Source organism: Arthrobacter sp. NicSoilB8 (genome assembly GCF_019977355.1).
GTDB lineage: Bacteria > Actinomycetota > Actinomycetes > Actinomycetales > Micrococcaceae > Arthrobacter.
The window spans coordinates 1,464,628-1,483,632 of sequence record NZ_AP024655.1 but is presented as its reverse complement, the minus strand read 5'-3'; the positions used below and the strand labels follow the sequence as shown (position 1 = coordinate 1,483,632).

At 68.6% G+C, this 19,005-nt stretch carries 16 protein-coding genes and 2 riboswitches; of the genes, 5 read left to right on the top strand and 11 right to left on the bottom strand.

Annotation, left to right across the window (positions count from 1 at the left end):
• Positions 1-11: 11 nt before the first annotated feature.
• The gene (locus tag LDO15_RS06585; RefSeq protein WP_223985213.1) at positions 12-662 is read right to left on the bottom strand and encodes a phospholipase; all 651 of its coding nucleotides are present in this window, start codon (positions 660-662) and stop codon (positions 12-14) included.
• A 94-nt stretch (positions 663-756) separates the two neighbouring features.
• On the opposite strand from LDO15_RS06585, the gene LDO15_RS06580 reads away from it, so the two are divergent.
• Both LDO15_RS06580 and LDO15_RS06575 read left to right on the top strand, forming a co-directional pair.
• Positions 757-1,629, top strand: a complete 873-nt coding sequence (locus LDO15_RS06580) for an SGNH/GDSL hydrolase family protein (protein ID WP_223987156.1) — start codon at positions 757-759, stop codon at positions 1,627-1,629.
• Positions 1,630-1,738: 109 nt separating this feature from the next.
• Entirely contained in the window at positions 1,739-2,383 is a 645-nt protein-coding gene (locus tag LDO15_RS06575; protein WP_223987154.1) for a hypothetical protein, read from the top strand.
• A gap of 166 nt (positions 2,384-2,549) precedes the next feature.
• Here the strand turns inward: LDO15_RS06575 and LDO15_RS06570 are convergent, their stop codons facing one another.
• Positions 2,550-4,034: a CoA-acylating methylmalonate-semialdehyde dehydrogenase gene (locus LDO15_RS06570; protein ID WP_223985211.1), complete on the bottom strand. Its 1,485-nt coding sequence runs from the start codon at positions 4,032-4,034 to the stop codon at positions 2,550-2,552.
• 54 nt (positions 4,035-4,088) lie between these two features.
• Positions 4,089-4,991, bottom strand: a complete 903-nt coding sequence (gene mmsB / locus LDO15_RS06565; protein WP_223985208.1) for a 3-hydroxyisobutyrate dehydrogenase — start codon at positions 4,989-4,991, stop codon at positions 4,089-4,091.
• Positions 4,992-5,232: 241 nt separating this feature from the next.
• Between mmsB and LDO15_RS06560 the strand changes: the two genes are divergently transcribed.
• Positions 5,233-6,132 carry a LysR family transcriptional regulator gene (locus tag LDO15_RS06560; RefSeq protein ID WP_223987151.1) on the top strand — a complete coding sequence of 300 codons (900 nt, stop codon included), beginning with the start codon at positions 5,233-5,235 and terminating at the stop codon, positions 6,130-6,132.
• A 118-nt stretch (positions 6,133-6,250) separates the two neighbouring features.
• Here the strand turns inward: LDO15_RS06560 and LDO15_RS06555 are convergent, their stop codons facing one another.
• The 3 genes from LDO15_RS06555 to LDO15_RS06545 all read right to left on the bottom strand — a co-directional run bounded on the left by LDO15_RS06555 (position 6,251) and on the right by LDO15_RS06545 (position 10,618).
• The gene (locus LDO15_RS06555; RefSeq protein WP_223985206.1) at positions 6,251-7,630 is read right to left on the bottom strand and encodes an MFS transporter; all 1,380 of its coding nucleotides are present in this window, start codon (positions 7,628-7,630) and stop codon (positions 6,251-6,253) included.
• Between the two features lie 167 nt (positions 7,631-7,797).
• Positions 7,798-9,063, bottom strand: coding sequence for a homoserine O-acetyltransferase (locus tag LDO15_RS06550; protein ID WP_223985204.1), 1,266 nt, complete (start codon positions 9,061-9,063; stop codon positions 7,798-7,800).
• A gap of 11 nt (positions 9,064-9,074) precedes the next feature.
• A riboswitch (SAM riboswitch) is annotated at positions 9,075-9,190 on the bottom strand.
• Positions 9,191-9,301: 111 nt separating this feature from the next.
• Positions 9,302-10,618 carry a bifunctional o-acetylhomoserine/o-acetylserine sulfhydrylase gene (locus tag LDO15_RS06545; protein ID WP_223985202.1) on the bottom strand — a complete coding sequence of 439 codons (1,317 nt, stop codon included), beginning with the start codon at positions 10,616-10,618 and terminating at the stop codon, positions 9,302-9,304.
• A 61-nt stretch (positions 10,619-10,679) separates the two neighbouring features.
• Positions 10,680-10,795: riboswitch (SAM riboswitch) on the bottom strand.
• A 180-nt stretch (positions 10,796-10,975) separates the two neighbouring features.
• Between LDO15_RS06545 and LDO15_RS06540 the strand changes: the two genes are divergently transcribed.
• A complete protein-coding gene (locus tag LDO15_RS06540; RefSeq protein WP_223985200.1) occupies positions 10,976-11,614 on the top strand; it encodes a VOC family protein in 639 nt (212 codons plus the stop codon).
• A 223-nt stretch (positions 11,615-11,837) separates the two neighbouring features.
• On the opposite strand, the gene LDO15_RS06535 is transcribed toward LDO15_RS06540, so the two are convergent.
• Positions 11,838-12,605: a type II CAAX endopeptidase family protein gene (locus LDO15_RS06535; protein WP_223985197.1), complete on the bottom strand. Its 768-nt coding sequence runs from the start codon at positions 12,603-12,605 to the stop codon at positions 11,838-11,840.
• A gap of 109 nt (positions 12,606-12,714) precedes the next feature.
• On the opposite strand from LDO15_RS06535, the gene LDO15_RS06530 reads away from it, so the two are divergent.
• On the top strand, positions 12,715-13,395 hold the full coding sequence (locus LDO15_RS06530; RefSeq protein WP_223985194.1) for a histidine phosphatase family protein: 681 nt from the start codon (positions 12,715-12,717) through the stop codon (positions 13,393-13,395).
• Positions 13,396-13,405: 10 nt separating this feature from the next.
• Here LDO15_RS06530 and LDO15_RS06525 read toward each other — a convergent pair whose 3' ends face one another.
• The 4 genes from LDO15_RS06525 to LDO15_RS06510 form a co-directional block, all read right to left on the bottom strand.
• Positions 13,406-14,803, bottom strand: coding sequence for a phenylacetate--CoA ligase family protein (locus LDO15_RS06525; protein ID WP_223985190.1), 1,398 nt, complete (start codon positions 14,801-14,803; stop codon positions 13,406-13,408).
• 34 nt (positions 14,804-14,837) lie between these two features.
• A complete protein-coding gene (locus tag LDO15_RS06520) occupies positions 14,838-16,076 on the bottom strand; it encodes an amidohydrolase family protein (protein ID WP_223985187.1) in 1,239 nt (412 codons plus the stop codon).
• Between the two features lie 11 nt (positions 16,077-16,087).
• Positions 16,088-17,221 (bottom strand): FAD-dependent oxidoreductase, encoded by a 1,134-nt coding sequence (locus tag LDO15_RS06515; RefSeq protein ID WP_223985185.1) that lies wholly within the window; start codon positions 17,219-17,221, stop codon positions 16,088-16,090.
• Positions 17,222-17,698: 477 nt separating this feature from the next.
• Positions 17,699-18,910 (bottom strand): glycine C-acetyltransferase, encoded by a 1,212-nt coding sequence (locus LDO15_RS06510; RefSeq protein ID WP_223985183.1) that lies wholly within the window; start codon positions 18,908-18,910, stop codon positions 17,699-17,701.
• Between the last annotated feature and the right edge of the window lie 95 nt (positions 18,911-19,005).

Genomic DNA, 19,005 nt, shown 5'->3' with positions numbered 1-19,005 from the left:
CGTCGTCCGGCCTATTTGTTGAGGACCTCGTGCGTGAGGAACTCGCCCACGTGGCCGATTTCCTGCTGGTTGATGCCGTGCCACATGCCCGTGTAGAGGACCTTGGTGAGCTTCACGTGCTTGCGTACCCAGCCCATGGTGAAGTCGATCTTGTCCGGCGTGATCACGGGATCCTGCTGGTCGCGCCCCCAGAACATCGGCACTGTTCCGTCCAGGTCCGCGTCGCGGAAGCTCGGGTCGCCGTCGGCGTCGACGGCAAAGCCTGAGAGCCCGACGACGGCGGCGTAGCCGTCCGGCCGCTGCCGCAGCAGCGTGGTGGCCATGGCCATGCCCATCGAGAACCCGAGCAGCGTCACCGAGGGATGGTTGGCCCTGACCGAGTCGATCCAGTCCTGGACATACGCCGCGGCGTCCTTGACGGCTTCGAGCGAATAGTCAATGGACGCCGTCAGCGGGAACCAGGTGAAGCCCGGGCCGGAGACCAGGGGGGCACGCAGCGAGGCCACCACAAACTCTTCCGGCAGCATGTCCGCCAGGCTGAGCAGGTCCTGCTCGTTGGCGCCGTAGCCGTGCAGCAGCACCAGGAGGGGCTTGCCGGCGCGGGCCTCTTCGGGCTGGGACCACAGGACAACAGGGGCGGGGAAGGCAGCGGCTTCAGTCATGGCTCCATTCTTACAGTTACCTTCCGGTAACAAGCTACGGTGGCGTAGCTTTGCGGGAAGAGTGCAGGATATGAAGGTGAGCGAAACTGAAGCCATGGACAATGCACCGGACACCTCAGCGGAGACCTCCGCGGACATCGTCACGCACCCCTGGACCCGCTACGTGGCCATGGGCGACTCCTTCACCGAAGGCATCGGCGATCCGGAGCCCGCCAGCCCGGGCGGCCACCGGGGCTGGGCAGACCGGGTGGCCGAGGAACTCAGCCGCGGCCACAACGACTTCGCGTACGCCAACCTGGCCGTCCGCGGCCGGCTCCTGCAGCAGATCGTGGACCAGCAACTGGCGCATTGCCTCTCGCTCAAGCCGGACCTCATCACGCTCTCCGCCGGCGGCAACGACCTCATCCGTCCGGGCGGCGATCCGGACGCGCTGGCCGAAAGGCTGGACTCGGTGGTGCAGATCCTGAGCCTGGGCGGCGCCACCGTGGTCCTGTTCAACGGCCCCGACACCGGCTCCACGGTGCTGGGCCGGATCCGCAGCAAGGTGGCCATCTACAACGAGAACCTGCGCACCATCGCCTCGCGCCACGATGCCGTGATCGCGGACATGTGGTCCCTGCGCCAGCTCAATGATCCGCAGATGTGGAATGCCGACCGGCTGCACTTCTCGCCGCTCGGCCACCACACGATCGCGGCCATGGTGCTGGATTCCCTCAACGTCGACCACACCCTCGAGCCGCTCTCCCCCAAGCCGCTGCCGCAGCGCAGCTGGCGCGAGGCCCGCAGCGGGGATCTCGTGTGGGCCAAGGAGTACTTTGTCCCCTGGGTGGTGCGGCGGCTGCGGCACCGGTCCTCCGGCGACGGCGTGACGGCCAAGCGGCCCCTGCCGGGTCCGGTGTTCGGGCCCGGCGTTCCGCTCGGTTCGGGCGAGGGCCCGCCGGGCGCCGAGGACGCGGTGCGGTCCTGAGCCTGCGGGGCATAAGCTGGAGGCACATTTCTCAGGCCCTCCCGGGGAGCCCTCCGTTGAGCGCCGTTGAGAAGTCCCAGCAGCTGAAAGGCCCCGTACCGTGAGCAGTATGTTCTTCTGGATCATCGTCTTGTCGTTCCTGATCCCCATGGGCGTGCGGCTGTACCGGAGGTCAGTCCGCGGCCGGAACCAGGGCACGCCGGGTCAGTTCGGCCGGTTCCCCGGCAACCCGAACAACCAGAGCAACCAGCCGCGGGACGGTTACACCCAGCAGGACTACTTTGGCGGCTTCGGCCAGCTGGGCGCTCCGAAGCAGCCCGGGCAGGCCAACGGTCCGTACCCGGGCCAGCCCTACCCCGGCGGCCAGAATCCCGGACAGCAGTACCCCGGGCAGCCTTATCCCGGGCAGCCTCATACCGGGCAGCCTCATACCGGGCAGCCTCATACCGGTCCCCGGTTTCCCGAGCAGCCCTTCCCGAACCAGCCGTATCCCGGCCAGCAGTATCCGAGTCCGGCCGGCTACCAGTCCCCCGTGCCCTACGAGGACAGCCCCGAATACCTGAACAACGTGCCGCAGCGGCAGGACCCCGCGCAGGGCGCGGGACAGCCGCCGGCACCGCCGGTGCCCCAGTCGCCGTCGGCCCCGCAGGGTTACCGGGCCCGCAAGCTCGCCGAACTCGACCAGAAATACAGCGACGGCAAACTGTCCATGGAGGACTACATGGCCCAGCGCGCTGAGATCATGAAGGGCTAGACCAGTCAGAACCGGATGAAGCAGGGCCCGGCGAAGTCGACGTCGGCCGCGTTGACGGCTCCTGCCGTCCGCCCCGGGGCCCAGCAACGCGGGGTCACTTACGGCCCATAATCCTGCCGTGGATGGGCCGTATGTGACCCCGCGTTGGTTTATGCGGGGGCGGGGGTCAGTCCACCTGGGGGAAGCCGAGGTCGATCACCGAGGTGGCGGGGTCCGGCCAGCGGGTGGTGACCACCTTGCCGCGGGTGTAGAAGCGGATGCTCTCCGGGCCGTACATGTGGGTGTCGCCGAAGAGCGAGTTCTTCCAGCCGCCGAAGGAGAAGGTGCCCACCGGCACCGGGATGGGCACGTTGACGCCCACCATGCCGGCTTCGACGTCGAACTCGAACTGGCGGGCGGCGCCGCCGTCGCGGGTGAAGATCGCCACGCCGTTGCCGAACTCGTTGTCGTTGACCAGCTTCACGGCGTCCGCGTAGGTCTCGACGCGGACCACCGAGAGGACGGGGCCGAAGATCTCGTCGTCGTAGACCTTCATGCCCGGCTTGACATGATCGATCAGGCTGACGCCGAGGAAGAAGCCGTTGGAATCGAACTCCTGCTCGCGGCCGTCCACCACCACGGTGGCGCCTTCGTCCGCAGCACCGGCGACATAGGAGGCCACCTTGTCACGGTGTTCGGCTGTGATGAGCGGGCCCATCTGGGAGGCCGGGTCCGTGCCGGGACCGATCGTGAGCGTGGCCATGCGGGTGCTGATCGCGTCCACGAGTTCATCCGCGATGCTGCCGACGGCGACCAGGACGCTGACGGCCATGCAGCGCTCCCCGGCGGAGCCGTAGGCGGCCGAGACGGCGGCGTCGGCGGCCATGTTGAGGTCGGCATCCGGCAGGACCACCATGTGGTTCTTCGCTCCGCCCAGAGCCTGGACGCGCTTGCCGTGGTCCGCGGCGCGCTTGTAGATGGACTGCGCGATCGGCGTCGAGCCGACGAAGCTGACGGCCTTCACGGCAGGGTGCTCCAGCAGGACGTCGACGGCTTCCTTGTCGCCGTGGACCACGTTGAGGACGCCGGCGGGCAGCCCGGCTTCGGCGAAGACCTGGGCGATGAAGATGGCGGAGGACGGATCCTTCTCGCTCGGCTTGAGCAGCACGGTGTTGCCGCAGGCCAGGGCGCTGCCGATCATCCACAGCGGCACCATGGCGGGGAAGTTGAAGGGCGTGATGCAGGCGACGACGCCGACGGGCTGGCGGACCGAGTGGACGTCGACGCCGCCGGCCACCTGCTCGGAGCGCTCGCCCTTGAGCATGTGGGACAGCCCGGTAGCGAATTCGATGTTCTCCAGGCCGCGCGTGATCTCGCCTTCGGCGTCGGAGAGGACCTTGCCGTGCTCGCTGGTGAGCAGGGCTGCCAGCTCGGGCCGGCGCTGCATGAGCAATTCGCGGACCTTGAAGAAGATGGTGGTGCGTTTGGACAGGCTGGTGGCGCGCCAGCCGGGCAGGGCGGCGCGGGCCGCCTCGACGGCTTCCCCGACGCGGGCGGCGGAGGCGAGGGCAACTTCCTTTTCCTGCTCGCCGGTGGCCGGGTTGTAGACGGGTCCGTAGCGCTCGGCGTCGGAAATCAGGGCGCCGTTGATGAAGTGCGGAATGCGTTCCATGGGGTGGTCTCTTTCGTGGGGGGCCGTTAAGGCCGGGGGCAGGGAGCAGGGTGCCTAGTTGGCGGAGTCGAGCGAACCGTCGACCAGCTTGACGATTGCGGAGCAGTCCATCCCGGACTGGCCTGAATCGATGAGCCGCTGGAAGAGCTGCTGGACGTGCTCGCCCAGCGCCAGCGGGGTGCCGGTGTCGCGGGCGGCGCTGATGGCCAGGCCGATGTCCTTGTTGGCGAGTTCGGTGGTGAAGGTCGGGGCGAAGCCGTTGTTCGACGCCGCGGTGGGCACGACGCCGGCCACGGGATACCAGGTGCGGAGGGCCCAGCTGTCCCCGGAGGAGACCGAGGCGATGTCCCAGAAGACCTGCTTGTCCAGGCCCAGACGGTCGGCAAGGACCGCGCCCTCGGCCGTGGAGGCGAGGTTGATGAAGAGCATGAGGTTGTTGCAGATTTTGGCGGCCTGGCCGGTGGTGGCGCCGCCGGTGGGGATGATGTTCGCCGCCATCGGCCTGATGTATTCGGTGGCGTCGGCGACGGCGCCGGCCTCGCCGCCGATCATGAAGGTCAGGGTGGCGGCCTTTGCCCCGCTCATGCCGCCCGAGACGGGCGCGTCGACGAAGCGGAAGCCGGCGGCAGCGGCGGCGTCGTGCAGGGCCTGGGCGGAGGCGATGTCAATGGTGGAGGAATCCACCAGCAGCGTCCGGGTGTCGGCTTGTGCCAGGATCCCGGCCTCGCCCAGGTATACGGCCCGGGCGTGGTCGCCCTTGGGGAGCATGGTGAAGACGACGTCGGCGCCGCCGACTGCCTCGGCGATGCTGCCGGCCGGTGTGACTCCCCCGGCCCCGGCGGCGGCAACGGCCCCGGCGTTGAGGTCGAAGCCGCGGACCTCATGTCCGGCCTTGGCGAGGTTGACCGACATGGACCCGCCCATGTTTCCCAGTCCGATCCAGGCGATAACTGCCATGGCATAAGCTCCTTTGCTTGGTGATTGCCGTGCTTCTTGGTGGTTGCCGGGCGCCTCCGCCCGCTCCGGCCTGAGGGCCGAAAGCCCGGCAACCCAGTGTCCACAATCACACCCTGTTAGAGTGCAATCAAGGTAAAAAATCACAGAGGGCATGTGCACAAATGCACACCGGCGGCCGCCGGACCCGTATTCCTCCGTGTCCGTTGACCGCAAACACTCACAAAGGAGGGCCATGGTGGACCTGCGTCGGCTTCCGAGCCCCGATGACCTGCTCATCCTGCTGACGGTGGCGCGGCTGGGCCGGTTCAACGCGGTCGCGGAGACGCTCGGCACGACCCACACCATCATCTCCCGCCGGGTCCTGGCACTGGACAAGCAGCTTGGCGGCCGGACGCTGGAACGCAGCCCGCACGGCTGGGAGCTGACCGAGCTCGGCAGCCGGGCCGTCGCCGCGGCCGAGGCCATCGAGGGCACTTTGGGCGCCCTGTCCAGCAGCATCGCCCGCTCCGGCGACGTGGTCTCCGGCCTGGTCCGCATCAGCACCCCGGACGGCTTCGGCAGCGAGTTCCTCGCGCCCGCCCTCGTGCGGCTCCAGCGGGCCAGTCCGTTGCTCAACGTGGAGCTGCTCAGCGCCACCCGCAAGGTGAGCCAAAACCGCTCCGGCGTGGACCTTGAGGTGGTGGTGGGCACCATGGAGACCGCAAATGCCCAGGCCATCTTCCTGAGCAACTACTTCCTCAGGCTCTACGCCAGTCCCGCGTATGCGCAGGAGCACGGGCTTCCGGCAACGCTCGACGACGTCCGGCAGCACGGCTTTGTCTCCTACGTCGAGTCGGCGCTCCAGGTGGCCGAGCTGGGCCACCGCTCCACGCAGCTGCCGGTGCCGCGGTCCAGCTTCCAGGCCACCAGCGTCTTCGCCCAGCTGGAGGCGGTCCGGCGGGGCGGCGGGATCGGTCTGCTCCCGAACTTCCTCGTGGCGGGCAGGCCCGGCTTCGTGCCCGTTCTGCCCGACGACTTCCAGCGCCAGCTCCCCATCTGGGCGGTGGCCCGGCCCGAGGCGCTGCGCTCGGCCCCGGTCCGTGCCGTACTGGAGGCGATCCGCCAGGAAATCCGGGACCGCCAGGACGTGCTGTCCGGCTGATCCGCGGGTTAACCCAGGTTGCCCGGGTCCGCGCAGTGCGCGGATCCGGGCAGCCTGCCCCGCAAAGGGTTTCCCCGGCGGGTTTCCCCTTCCGGCGGGGATGCCGTTTACCGGCGGACTACCGTTTGCCGGCGGCGAGGAGGTCCGCGGTGCCCCGGGCATCGGCGGCGTCGACGTCGTGCAGCGAGACGCCGCGGGTCTCCTTGAGGAAGAAGACGGCGACGGCGGTGATCGCGCAGGCGATCAGGAGGTAGATGGCCACCGGGACGGACGACTTGAACTGGCCCAGGAGCGCGACGGCGATGATCGGCGCGAGCGAACCGGCCACGATCGAGGTCACCTGGTAGCCGAGGGAAACACCGGAGTACCGCATGCGGGTCGGGAACATCTCCGCCATGATGGCCGGCTGACCGGCGTACATCAGGGCGTGGAAGAGCAGCCCGATGATGACCGCGGCGAGGATGATGAGATCGTTTCCGGTGTCCATCATCGGGAAGGCGAAGAAGCCCCAGGTCGCACCGAGAACGGCGCCGGCCATGTAGACGGGCTTGCGGCCCAGCCTGTCCGAGAGCCTGCCGACCATGGGCACCACGGAGAAGTGGATGAAGTGCGCCACCAGCAGGAGCAGCAGGATCCGGGAGGTGTCGGCGTGGACCACCGTCTTGAGGTAGGTGATCGAGAACGTGACCACGAGGTAGTACAGGATGTTTTCCGCGAAGCGCAGGCCCATCGCGGTGAACACGCCGCGGGGGTAGCGGCGGAAGACCTCGGCAACGCCGTAGCCCTTGTGGCCTGCTTCGACCTCCTTGCGTGCTTCCAGGAAGATCGGGGCGTCGCGGACCTTGGTGCGGATGTAGTAGCCGATCAGGACGATCACTGCCGAGAGCCAGAAGGCGACCCGCCAGCCCCAGCCGAGGAAGTCCGCGGAGGACAGCACGGAGGACAGGATGAACAGCACAGCGGTGGCGAAGAGGTTGCCGAGCGGGACGGCAGACTGCGGCCAGCTGGCCCAGAAGCCGCGGGACTTGCTGGGGCTGTGCTCGGCGACCAGGAGGACGGCGCCGCCCCATTCACCGCCGACGGCGAAGCCCTGGGCGAAGCGCAGGAAGACCAGCAGCGCCGGGGCCCAGTAGCCGATCTGCGCAAACGTGGGGAGGCAGCCCATCAGGAAGGTGGACACGCCTACCAGGATAATGCTGAGCTGGAGCAGCTGCTTGCGGCCGAATTTGTCGCCGAAGTGGCCGAACACGATTCCGCCGATCGGGCGGGCGATGAAGCCGACGGCGTAGGTGAGGAAGGCCGCGAGGATGCCGTCCAGTTCCGTGCCTGAATTGGGGAAGAACGCCTTGCCGAAGACCAGTGTGGCCGCGGATGCGTAGAGGAAAAATTCGTACCATTCCACCACGGTGCCGGCCATGGAGGCCGCCACCACCTTCTTGAGACCGGACGTTTTGACGTCGGTTTCTTCAGCGCGCCTTGCAGCGTTTTCCGTACTCATCGAGACTCCTTCGGCGTCGCCATCGACGCCCTGTGGACCATTGGGCTGAGGACGCCTGTGATGCAGGGCACACGGCGTCATTCCCCACGAGTATGGACGCTCCCGCCCTGGGCCTCAACGGCCATTAGTGCAGAGCGCATCTGCAAAAACGCACACGGCGGCCGGGCCTAGTGGCCGAAGAAGGTCTCCCGAAGCTGGCCGCTAAGCTGGCCGATTTCGGTCAGGAAGCCGTCGTGGCCGATCGGCGCCTCGATGATGTGCACGTCGGCGCCGCCCGGCAGGGCCTCGGCCAGGGCCCGGGACTGGGCCGGGAAGTACAGGCGGTCCGAGTCGACGGCCGCCACCAGGAACTCAGCTGTGGCCGGAGCCAGCGATTCGCGGAGGCTTCCGCGCCCGCGGCAGACGTCGTGGCTCATGAGCGCCTCGGTGATGGCGATGTAGCTGTTGGCATCGAAGCGCCGGACCAGCTTGTTGCCCTGGTGGTCGAGGTAGCTTTCCACCTGGTAGCGGCCGCGTCCGGCCAGCGACCCTGCCTCCAGGGGCGCCTCGGACTCCTGGGCGTTGCGGCCGAACCGGCCGTCGAGTTCGGCCGCGGAGCGGTAGGTGATGTGCGCGATGCGGCGGGCCAGGGCCAGCCCGGCCTCGGGTTCCGGGCCGCCGTAGTAGTCGCCGCCGTTGAAGTGCGGGTCCTGGCGGATGGCCAGGGTCTGGGCCTGCGCAAAGGCGATCTGTTCGGCGGTGCTGCTGGCGCCGACCGAAATCACGGCGCAGCGCCGGACCCGCCCCGGGTACGTGACGGCCCATTCCAGGGCGCGCGCGCCGCCGAGCGAGCCTCCCACGACCGCGTACCAGCTGCCGATGCCCAGGGCGTCGGCCAGGCGCGCCTCGGCGGCGGTGGTGTCCCGCAGCGTGACGAGCGGAAAGCGCGATCCCCAGGGGCGCCCGTCGGGGGCCGGAGTGGAAGGGCCCGTGGAGCCGTAGCAGCCGCCCAGGATGTTGATCGACACGACGAAGTATTTGTCCGTGTCCACGGGAGCACCGGGTCCGGCCAGCTGTTCCCACCAGCCGGGTTCCTCGCTGGCGCCGCGGGTCACATGGGTGTCCCCGGTCAGGGCATGTTCAATCAGGACGGCGTTGGAGGCATCCGCGTTCAGGGTTCCCCACGTCTCATAGGCGAGGACGACATCCGGCAGCGGGACCCCGGATTCGAGCTGCAGGTCACCGATCCGGACGTGCTGGACTGTCCCGTCCGGCACGCGGGACGCAATGCCGGCGGACGCACCGCCCGGGGCACTTCCGGCGGACGCACCGCCCGGGGCACTGCCGGCAGGAGTGCTGCCCGGGGCACTTCCGGCAGGAGTGCTGCCGGCGGTACCGGAATTTCGGGCTTGTTTGGTTTCGGGTTCACCGCTGCGGGTGACGGCAATCGTCATGTGAGGACCTAACTTCGCGCTTGCCTGCCGTCAGCTGACCGGCAGGCCAGGTCTTCACCCGGGGCACCCCGCCGCAAAAGGAGGGTTGCCGGCCAGCAAGCCGGGGCTGTCGCTGGCACTCATGACCTTGTACGAGTGTACGAAACAGGGTGCGGAAATGACGAAGATTGTGACTTCCATGTGACAGCCGGGCGCCGGCACTCCCCTTTCACGGACAGTGCCGGCGCCGTCGGCACACCTAGTCGCTCTTGGCCGCGCGGAATCCGGCGTCGAGGTCCGCGAGGATGTCGTCAATGTGTTCCAGGCCGACCGAGAGCCGCACCAGCCCCGGGGTCACGCCCGCCACGGCCTGCTGCTCGGCCGAGAGCTGGCTGTGGGTGGTCGACGCCGGGTGGATCACCAGGGATCGGACGTCGCCGATGTTCGCGACGTGCGAGTGCAGTTCGAGGGCATCGACGAACCGCTTGCCGGCCTCGGCTCCCCCGGCGATATTGAACGCGACGACGGCGCCGGTCCCCTTGGGCCCGTACTTGCGCCCGCGCTCGTACCACGGGCTGGACGGCAGCCCGGCGTAGGCGACCGATTCGACGTCGTCCCTGGCCTCCAGCCATTGCGCCACCTTGGTGGCGTTGGCCACGTGCCGCTCGACGCGCAGGCTGAGTGTCTCAATGCCCTGGGCGATGAGGAAGGCGTTGAACGGGGACACCGCCGAGCCGAGGTCGCGCAGGAGCTGGACGCGGGCCTTGAGGATGTAGGCGAGGTTGGCCCCCAGGGCGCCGTCCGCACCGAGGTCGCGGGCGTAGACCAGGCCGTTGTAGGTGGGATCCGGGGTGTTGAAGCCGGGGAACCGCCCGGGGTCCTTGCCGAAGTCGAAGTTGCCCGAATCCACGATCACCCCGGCGATCGCCGCGCCGTGGCCGCCGAGGTACTTGGTGGCGGAGTGAACCACGATGTCCGCGCCCCACTCGATGGGACGGATGAGGTAGGGGGTGGACAGGGTGTTGTCCACGATCAGGGGAACGCCGGCCTCATGGGCGACCTTGGAGATGCCCTCGATGTCGAGCACGTCCTGGCGGGGGTTGGAGACCACTTCTCCGAAGAACAGCTTGGTGTTGGGCTGGACGGCGTCCCGCCAGTGGTCCAGGTTGTCCGGGTCCGCAACGAAGGTCACGGAGATGCCGAACTTCTTCAGCGTGTGGGCGAGCAGGTTGTAGGTTCCGCCGTAGAGGCTGGGGCTGGCCACCACGTGGTCCCCGGCTTCGGCGACGTTGAGGATCGCGAAGGTTTCGGCGGCCTGGCCGGAGCTTAGCAGCAGGGCCGCGAGGCCGCCTTCAAGGCTGGCCACGCGCTGCTCCACGGCGTCCTGGGTGGGGTTGCCGATCCGGGTGTAGATGGGGGCGAGCTCGGCGAGCGCGAAGCGGTTCGCGGCGCTCTCGGCGCTGGGGAACACGAACGACGTCGTCTGGTAGATCGGGAGGGACCGCGCGCCGGTGGCGGAGTCCGCCTCCTGGCCGGCATGGATCTGGCGGGTTTCGAAGGACCAGGCAGTGGACATTGATGCTCCTCAAGGGACCGGGCACAGCACCGTCCAGGGCCATCGGCCCGGACCGGCACAGGCGCCGCGCTTGCCCTCCGGCGGGCGCCGGACGGCCGGGTCTTCACCCGGGGCACCCCACCGCGATACGAGGGTTGCCGGCCAGCAAGCCGGGGCTGTGCGCTGGCACTCATGACCTTGATTCAGTGTAGGAATGGCGGCAGGCCGCTGGATAGCTTTGTGACGAACATGAAGCGGACGGGCCCGTGTGCGGTGATGGCGCCGTCCGGAACGCCGCGGAAGGCGCGGCCATGACATCCTATGACGGTAAGGCAAGCCTAAGCTGAGAGCCGCATCACAAAGTGCCAAGATGATGGCATGCGCATGGATCACGTCTCTTACGCCTGTGAACACGATGGCTTGGCAGCCACCACTGAACGTATTGCGTCTGCCCTCGGCGTCGAAGCCGTGAAGGGTGGAGTGCACCCCCGTTTCGGGACACGCAACATGATTATCCCGCTCGCGGGACACAAGTACCTGGAAGTCGTAGAGGTACTGAACCACCCGGCGTCGGACAAGGCGCCCTTCGGACAGGCAGTCCGGGCCCGCTCCGAAGCCGGCGGCGGCTGGATGGGCTGGTGCGTCGAAGTGGACGACCTCGCCCCGTTCGAGGAGCGTCTCGGCCGCTCGGCCGTGAACGGCAACAGGAAGTTCCCCGACGGCCGCGAGCTGGTCTGGAAGCAGATCGGCATCCTCGGCCTTATCGCCGACCCCCAAGTGCCCTACATGCTCAAGTGGGAGGGCAACCCGGAGCTTCACCCCTCCAACGCCTACGCGAGCGATGTCAAGATGTCCGCGCTGACCATTGCCGGTTCGGCAGAGCGCGTGACGGAATGGCTGGGCGAACCGGTGGAGAAGCCGCTGGAGGACGTCGCGGTCAACTGGATCGCGCCGCACGGCACGCCCGGCATCCTCTCCGTCACCTTCGAGACCGCCTCCGGGGCAGTCACGATCTAACGCTCCACCTGCCCCACACTTCGGCCGCCATCTAAGGGTGCCAACGATGTCACCCTTAGATGGCGGCCGATATCTTTTTAAAGCCCGGATCTTTCAAAGCCCGGATCTTTTCAAAGCCCGGGTCACCGGCTCTCCGGGCCCAACAAGCAACGCGGGGTCACTTGCGGCCCGTCCAGGCGCTCCGGACGGGCCGCAAGTGACCCCGCGTTGCTTTGTGGGCGGCTCAGCCCAGGCCCACGGCCTTGCCGAACAGGCTGAACCCCACGAACGCGACGGTGTCCAGGATGGCGTGGGCGATCACGAGCGGCATCACGCGCTTGGTCCGGGTGTAGACGAGGGCGAAGACAACGCCCATCACGGCATTGCCGATGAACGGGCCGAACCCCTGGTACAGGTGGTAGCTGCCGCGGAGCAGGGCGCTGGCGGCGATCGCCGCCGGAGTGCTCCAGCCGAGCTTCCCGAGCCGGTCCAGCAGGTAGCCCACCACAATCACTTCCTCGACGATCCCGTGGCGGATCGCGGACAGGACCAGGACCGGCACGGTCCACCAGTACGCGTCCAGCGCGCTGGGGATGATCGTCGTCGTGATTCCCATGGCCCGGCCGGCGGCGTAGAGCCCCAGGGACGGAATGCCGATGGCCGCGGCCAGCCCCAGCCCCTGCAGGAGGTCCTTGCCGGGCCGGGCGAAATCGAAGCCTAGCTTTCGGAACGCCGAGGTCCCGCGCTCCCCGGCCGGCCAGTGTTCGGTGAGGAAGTAGATCACCAGGGCCACCGGCACCAGTGCGAAGACGATGTCCAGGAGCTGGTAGGTGAGGTCGAAATATTCCCGCGGGCTCTGCGACCGGTTCAGGGTTGACGTCCCCTGGGCCAGCGGGGCCCGGGTCATCTTGTCCATCAGCTGCACCACGGAGTAGACCGCGGACTGTCCGAGCGACAGACCCAGGACAATCAACATTTCGAACCGCAGCCGACGGCGGGAGGGAACCAGCATGCTCCTATCTTGCCTGCAGTTGCCGAGAGTTTGCTGGTCCTTTGGCTGGCGCCGGCCATGCCGGTCCCGCCGGTGGCACCGGCTTTCGGGAGCCCTATGCTTGGGGATTATGAGTGCGCCCCGGAAAATCATCATGATCCGGCACGGCCAGTCCGCCGCCAATGCCGATACCTCGATCTACAACCGTGTTCCGGACTACCGGATTCCGCTGACCCCGCTGGGCCTGGAGCAGGCGACGGCGGCCGGAGACGAGGTCCGGCGCCAGCTCGACGGCCGCCCGGTGTGCGTCTATGTCTCCCCGTACCTGCGCGCCTACCAGACCCTTGAAGCGCTCAACCTCGGTCCGCTCGTGGAGCGGGTGATCGAGGAGCCGCGGCTGCGGGAGCAGGACTGGGCCAACTTCCAGATCGCCGGTGACATCGAGGACCAGAAGGAGCTCCGCAACGCCTACGGGCACTTCTTCTACCGCTTCCGCGAGGGCGAGTCCGGCTCCGACGTGTACGACCGGATTTCCTCATTCATGGAAACCCTGCACCGGCACTGGTCCAAGCCCGGCTATGCGCCGAACGCGCTGTTCGTGACCCACGGGCTGACCATGCGGCTGTTCTGCATGCGCTGGTTCCACTGGTCAGTGGAGTACTTCGAGTCCTTGAACAACCCGGAGAACGCCGAGGTCCGCACCCTGCTGCGCACCGCGCGCGGCAAGTACGAGCTCGACAAGCCGTTCACGCAGTGGGAAAAGAGGCGCGTGGACGAAACCGTCCTCGACGCGCCGCCGATGTTTTTCTAGCTGCTGAGTTTCAGTCCGGAACCCGGGCGATCACCTGCCGGAACTTCCCGCTCGTGCCGCTCTGTTCCGGCGGCTCGGCCGCGCGGACGACGTCGACGTTCCCCAGTTCCAGCCCGGCGAGGTACTCCGACAGCCTCGCGGAGGCCGTGCGCCACACCGCCCCGGCATCGGCGCCGGGTTCCGGTTCGAGCCGGAGGCGGATGGTTGCCGGTCCCGTCTGAACCAGCTGGCTGCGGTGCAATCCGGGCGTATCGTCGACGACGGACCCGATGGCGAGCGGAAGAATCAGGACCGCGGTCCCGTCGGCGGCGAGGAGCCGGAGAACGTCGTCACGGCGGCCGGCGACCCGGATGGCGGGCAGCGGGTTGCCGCATTCGCACGGACCGGCCTTGGCCAGCACTGAGTCCCCGAGGTCGTAGCGGATTCGCGGCTGGACCCGGTTTGCGAGGTTGGTCAGTAGCACGGTGTGGGACGGCTCCCCCGGGGGCGTGGACCGGTAGTCCGCGTCGACCGGCTCCAGGATGGCCCAGTCGCTGTTGACGTGCAGCCAGCCGCGGGGGCAGTCGAACGCGAGCGGTGTGAACTCGGAGGCCGCGTAGGCATCGTGAAGTGAACCTCCAAACGCCTCCGCGATGCGGGCCCGCACTTCCGGCCCGCTGGACTCACCTGCCAGCTCCACCACCACGGGTTTCAGGCGGAGCCGGCCGGCCGCTTGCTCCTCGGCGAGCAGCGCAAGGGCGCTCGGGTAGCCGGTGACAGCTGAGGGGTCGAAGTCGTTGAGGGCCGCCACGAGCTGCGCCAGCGGCTGTTGCACCGGAAAGGCCCGGAACGCGCGCCGGCGCCACCAACTTCGCCGGACCTGCCATTGCACCCAGCCCGCCCCCGCATAGTGTCCGCCAGTGCCCACAACGGCCGCCCAGCGCAACCCGCGGCGGGCCACGGCCAGCAGCTCAACGGGCGACAGCCAGGCCAGGTCGATGCGGAGGGTGAAGGCCTGGGAGACCGCGAGGGAACGGGGATCGTGCACGAAGATACCGGGGTGCCCGGTGGTGCCCGACGATGTGCAGACGAAGTACCGGCCCAGGTAGGGCGTTCCGACCAGGGACGGGTCGGCGATGAAGGCCTCGACTCCGTCCCGGGTGACGGCGGGATCGGTGACCCAGTCATCGAAGTTGGCCATGAGCTCCTGTTTGGTAACCGGTGGCAGCTCCGGCAGGACAACGCCGTCGGCGGGCCGGGCGGCCTTCACATCCCGGTAGAGGCGCCGGTAGAAGGGCGAGCTGGTCCGGGCGTGAGCAACGATCTCCGCCAGCCGGGCGGCCTGGCGCCGGGCCAGGCCGGCCGGCCCCCGGCGCTGGGCCCACAGCTGATCGAGAGCGAAGCCCAGTTCCTCCAACAGCCTGACCACGGTTACCTCCTGGGCTAAGTCGGCGAAAGCAGAGTCAGCGGGCGCGGACGCCCGCCCGCCACACGGCGTGCGTCAGGGGGATGCCGGGCCGGTAAGCCAGGTGCGTCGCCGACGGCGCGTTGAGCAGGTGCAGGTCCGCGCGGTGTCCGACGGCGATCGAGCCCACCGCGCGTTCGCCGTCGACGTCGTTCCCGGACTCCCGACCGAGGGCCAGCGCGCCGCCGAAGGTGGCCGCCCGGACAGCCTCGTGGACGCTGAGCCGCATCTGCAGCACGGCGGTGGTGACGCAGAACGCCATCGAGCTCGTGTAGGACGTCCCCGGGTTGCAGTTGGACGCCAGAGCGATCTGGACACCGGCGTCGAGCAGTTCCCGGCCGGGCGCCAGCGGCTGGCGTGTGGAGAGGTCGCAGGCCGGCAGGCACGTGGCGACCGTGCCGCGCTGCCCGGTTCCGCGGGAGCCAGTCGTCCGGGAGCCGCCGCCGGCGCCGTCCCAGCCGGACCAGCTGGCGGCCAGCGCGTCGATGTCCGCGGCCGACAGGTAGTTCACGTGGTCCACGCTCGCGGCGCCGAATTCCACGGCCAGCCGGACGCCGGGGCCCTCGCCGAGCTGGTTTCCGTGGACGCGCAGCCCCAGGCCGGCGTCCCTGCAGGCCTGCAGCACCCGGCGGGACTGGTCCTCGTTGAAGGCGCCCTGCTCGCAGAACACGTCGGCCCAGCGGACGTAGGGCAGGACGGCGGCGAGCATCGGCCCGCACACCAGTTCCGTGTATTCCTCCGCGTCCATGCCTGCGGGCACGAGGTGCGCCCCCAGATAGGTGACCTCGTCCGCCACGGTGGAGGCGATGCGGGCGCTGCGGGCCTCGTTTTCGAGGTCCAGGCCGTAGCCCGTCTTGGTCTCCAGGTAGGTGGTGCCCTGCGAGACGGCCTCCGCGACCCGGCCCATCGCCAGCCGGGTGAGGTCGAAGTCGCTCGTGCTCCGGGTCGCGCCTGTGGTGACGGCGATCCCGCCGGCACTGTAGCTCTCCCCCGCCATCCGGGCCTCGAACTCGGCCGTGCGGTCCCCCGCGAAGATCAGGTGGGTGTGCGAGTCAACCCAGCCCGGCAGGAGCGCCCGGCCGCCGGCGTCCACGGCCTCATCGGCGGCCGGGGCCCCGGCCGCGGATCCAAGCCAGGAAATTCGCTCCCCCTCGATCACCACGGCCGCGTCGCGGAGGACGCGGTGCTCCGCGTCCTGGGTCATGAGTTCGGCGATATTGGTGATCAGGGTGCTCATGGAACCATTCTTCAGCGCCGGATGGACCAACGGGTCGCCGCCAGCGCCTCCACTGTCCGGGATGCCGGACTGGCGTCCCGCATCGGAGACACCGCCGTGACCGAAGCGCCGGGGCCCTGCCCCGCCAGAATCAGCCCGGCCGCCAGTTCCGCGATGCCGGAGGAGGTCTGGAAACCGTAGCCGCCCTGACCGGCGAGCCAGAAGAATCCCGAAGCCTCGGCGTCGAATCCCACCACCGGGACGCCGTCGGCCGCTTCCGTCCGCAGCCCGGTCCAGGCCTTGCGGACGTCGCGGATCCCGAGCGTCGTGATCGTGTTGAGCCGTTCGACGAGCCGTTCGATGTCCCCGGGGTAGGGCCGGGCGTCCCCGGGGCCGCTCGGGACGTGTTCCGAGGGCGAGATCAGGACCTGGCCGTCGTCGGGCCGGAAGTAGAAGCTTTCATCGGCCGCCGCCACCATGGGGCAGTCGGCCGGGAGGGGATGGCCGACGTCGACGATCGCGGCGGTGCGGCGGTACGGCTGGAGGCCGAGTTTCTCGACGCCGCTGAGGACGGCGAGTTCGTCCGCCCAGGCCCCGGCCGCATTGACCACGACGGCGGCCTGGAAGCCTTCCTGACCGGCGCCGAGTTCCCAGCCGGATCCCAGGCGCTGGGCCGAATGGACCCTCGCGCCGGTGATGATCTCTACGCCGCCGGCTTCGGCCCGCCGGCGGTGGTCCTCGAGCAGGACCGGAGCGTTGCAGGCGAAGGATCCCGTGTCCAGGCCGGCGGCGCTGAAGGAGTCCGGGACCAGGACCGGGCACAGTTCCATTGCCTCGGCGTGGGTGATCCGTTGCATGTGGCCGCTGGCCTCGGCCCGGACGGTGGCGTCGTCGCCGATCAGCATGAAGCCGCGCGGCGTGAGCACCGGTTCCGGACGTTCGGCGTCCTGCGCGGCGATGAGCTCAAGCGTCCGGACGGTGAGTTCCTGGACCACGGGAGGGCCGTAGCTGGGGATCAGCTGCCGGGCCGAGCGGGCCGAGGTGTGGTATGCCAGGGTCTGTTCGGCTTCGACCAGGGCCACGCTGCATTTCCCGGCCAGGGTGGAGGCTAGGGACAGGCCGGCGATACCGCCGCCGACAATCACGACATCGTAAGTTGCTGACATGGCTCCATCCTTGCAGATACTCGCGTCACGCCGCGCCGACACCTCCACCGGGGCGAACTGCGCCGCAGCAGCCGACACACGCGCCGATGGATCGTTCGAAAATCGCTGACCTGCCGTATCCACGCTCCGCACCGATGGACATGTCCCCCGTTGCCGCGCGCCGGCCCGGGACATGCCCTTCCCTGGTGCGCACGTCTGGACATGTCCCCCGTTGCCGCGCGCCGGCCCGGGACATGCCCTTCCCTGGTGCGCACGTCTGGACATGTCCCCCGTTGCCGCGCGCCGGCCCGGGACATGCCCTCCGTTGATCGTGGCAGGTGGACATAGTGGCATTATGTCCAGTCCTCGCTGCCGGACCTGGGCACGTCCCGCGGACAAGTCAGCGGAGGAAGCTGGGATAAACCAGCAAGGCCGGACCCGTGCTGAAAAGAAGGCCGGACCCCATGCTGAAGTGGGGCCCGGCCTCGGGGATCCGCCTTAGGCCGCTGCGACGGCAGCGCGGCTGCTCACGAACGCCTGCACGCACGCCTCGACGTCTTCGGCGCTGTGCGCGGCGGAGAGCTGCACGCGGATCCTGGCCGCACCCTTGGGCACCACCGGGTAGCTGAACGCCGTGACGAAGACGCCGTGGTGGAGCATGGCGTCGGCCACCTTGGCCGCCATGACGGCATCGCCGAACATCACGGGAACAATGGCGTGCTCGCCGGGGAGCAGTTCAAAGCCCTCCTCGCTCATGCGGTTCCGGAAGAGTTCGGCGTTGGTGAAGAGCTTGCTGCGCAGGTCTCCGGAGCTCTCCACGAGGTCCAGGGCCTTGAGCGTGGCCGCGACGATGGCGGGGGCCAGCGAGTTGGAGAACAGGTAGGGGCGGGCCTTCTGGCGGAGCATGGCGATGACCTCGCGGCGGCCGGAGACATAGCCGCCGGAGGCGCCGCCCAAGGCCTTGCCGAAGGTGCCGGTGTAGATGTCAACACGGTCCGAGACGCCGGCGTGTTCCGGGGTGCCTGCACCGGTGGCGCCCATGAAGCCAACCGCGTGGGAGTCGTCCACCATGACCATGGCGTCGTACTTTTCGGCGAGGTCGCAGATCGCCTCGAGCGGGGCCAGGAAGCCATCCATCGAGAAGACGCCGTCGGTGACGATGATCTTGCGGCGGGCCGGGTTCTCCTGCGTGGTGGCCTCGATCAGCTTGGATTCCAGGTCCGCCATGTCCTGGTTGGCGTAGCGGAAGCGCTGGGCCTTGCAGAGCCGGATGCCGTCAATGATGGAGGCGTGGTTCAGCGCATCGGAGATGACGGCGTCTTCCGGGCCGAACAGGGACTCGAACACGCCGCCGTTGGCGTCGAAGCAGCTGGAGAACAGGATGGTGTCCTCGGTGCCGAGGAACGCCGCGACGCGCTGCTCCAGCGCCAGGTGCAGGTCCTGGGTGCCGCAGATGAAGCGCACGCTGGCCATGCCGAAGCCGCGAGAGTCCATGGCGTCCTTGGCGGCGGCGATGATGTCCGGGTGGTCGGCGAGGCCGAGGTAGTTGTTGGCGCAGAAGTTCAGGACGTCGGCGCTGGACTCGCCGATCTGTCCGGCCTTGATGTGGTTGGCCTGCGGCGAGTCGATGTGCCGCTCGGTCTTGAACAGTCCGGCGCTGCGGATCTCGTCGAGTTCGTGCTGCAGCTGGTCCTTGATGGCTGAATACATGGGTTGGCTCCTCAGCTGGTTGGATGCGGGGGCAATTTGCCTGGTTTGGGAGATCGTTCGGACGGGCGGTTGGGAGGGTGCCCCGGAGGGCGGGC

Coding starts and splice junctions, on each gene's coding strand:
- LDO15_RS06585 (WP_223985213.1), bottom strand. CDS start 662: ATGACTGAAGCCGCTGCCTTCCCCGCCCCTGTTGTCCTGTGGTCCCAG.
- LDO15_RS06580 (WP_223987156.1), top strand. CDS start 757: ATGGACAATGCACCGGACACCTCAGCGGAGACCTCCGCGGACATCGTC.
- LDO15_RS06575 (WP_223987154.1), top strand. CDS start 1,739: ATGTTCTTCTGGATCATCGTCTTGTCGTTCCTGATCCCCATGGGCGTG.
- LDO15_RS06570 (WP_223985211.1), bottom strand. CDS start 4,034: ATGGAACGCATTCCGCACTTCATCAACGGCGCCCTGATTTCCGACGCC.
- mmsB (WP_223985208.1), bottom strand. CDS start 4,991: ATGGCAGTTATCGCCTGGATCGGACTGGGAAACATGGGCGGGTCCATG.
- LDO15_RS06555 (WP_223985206.1), bottom strand. CDS start 7,630: ATGAGTACGGAAAACGCTGCAAGGCGCGCTGAAGAAACCGACGTCAAA.
- LDO15_RS06550 (WP_223985204.1), bottom strand. CDS start 9,063: ATGACGATTGCCGTCACCCGCAGCGGTGAACCCGAAACCAAACAAGCC.
- LDO15_RS06545 (WP_223985202.1), bottom strand. CDS start 10,618: ATGTCCACTGCCTGGTCCTTCGAAACCCGCCAGATCCATGCCGGCCAG.
- LDO15_RS06540 (WP_223985200.1), top strand. CDS start 10,976: ATGCGCATGGATCACGTCTCTTACGCCTGTGAACACGATGGCTTGGCA.
- LDO15_RS06535 (WP_223985197.1), bottom strand. CDS start 12,605: ATGCTGGTTCCCTCCCGCCGTCGGCTGCGGTTCGAAATGTTGATTGTC.
- LDO15_RS06530 (WP_223985194.1), top strand. CDS start 12,715: ATGAGTGCGCCCCGGAAAATCATCATGATCCGGCACGGCCAGTCCGCC.
- LDO15_RS06520 (WP_223985187.1), bottom strand. CDS start 16,076: ATGAGCACCCTGATCACCAATATCGCCGAACTCATGACCCAGGACGCG.
- LDO15_RS06515 (WP_223985185.1), bottom strand. CDS start 17,221: ATGTCAGCAACTTACGATGTCGTGATTGTCGGCGGCGGTATCGCCGGC.
- LDO15_RS06510 (WP_223985183.1), bottom strand. CDS start 18,910: ATGTATTCAGCCATCAAGGACCAGCTGCAGCACGAACTCGACGAGATC.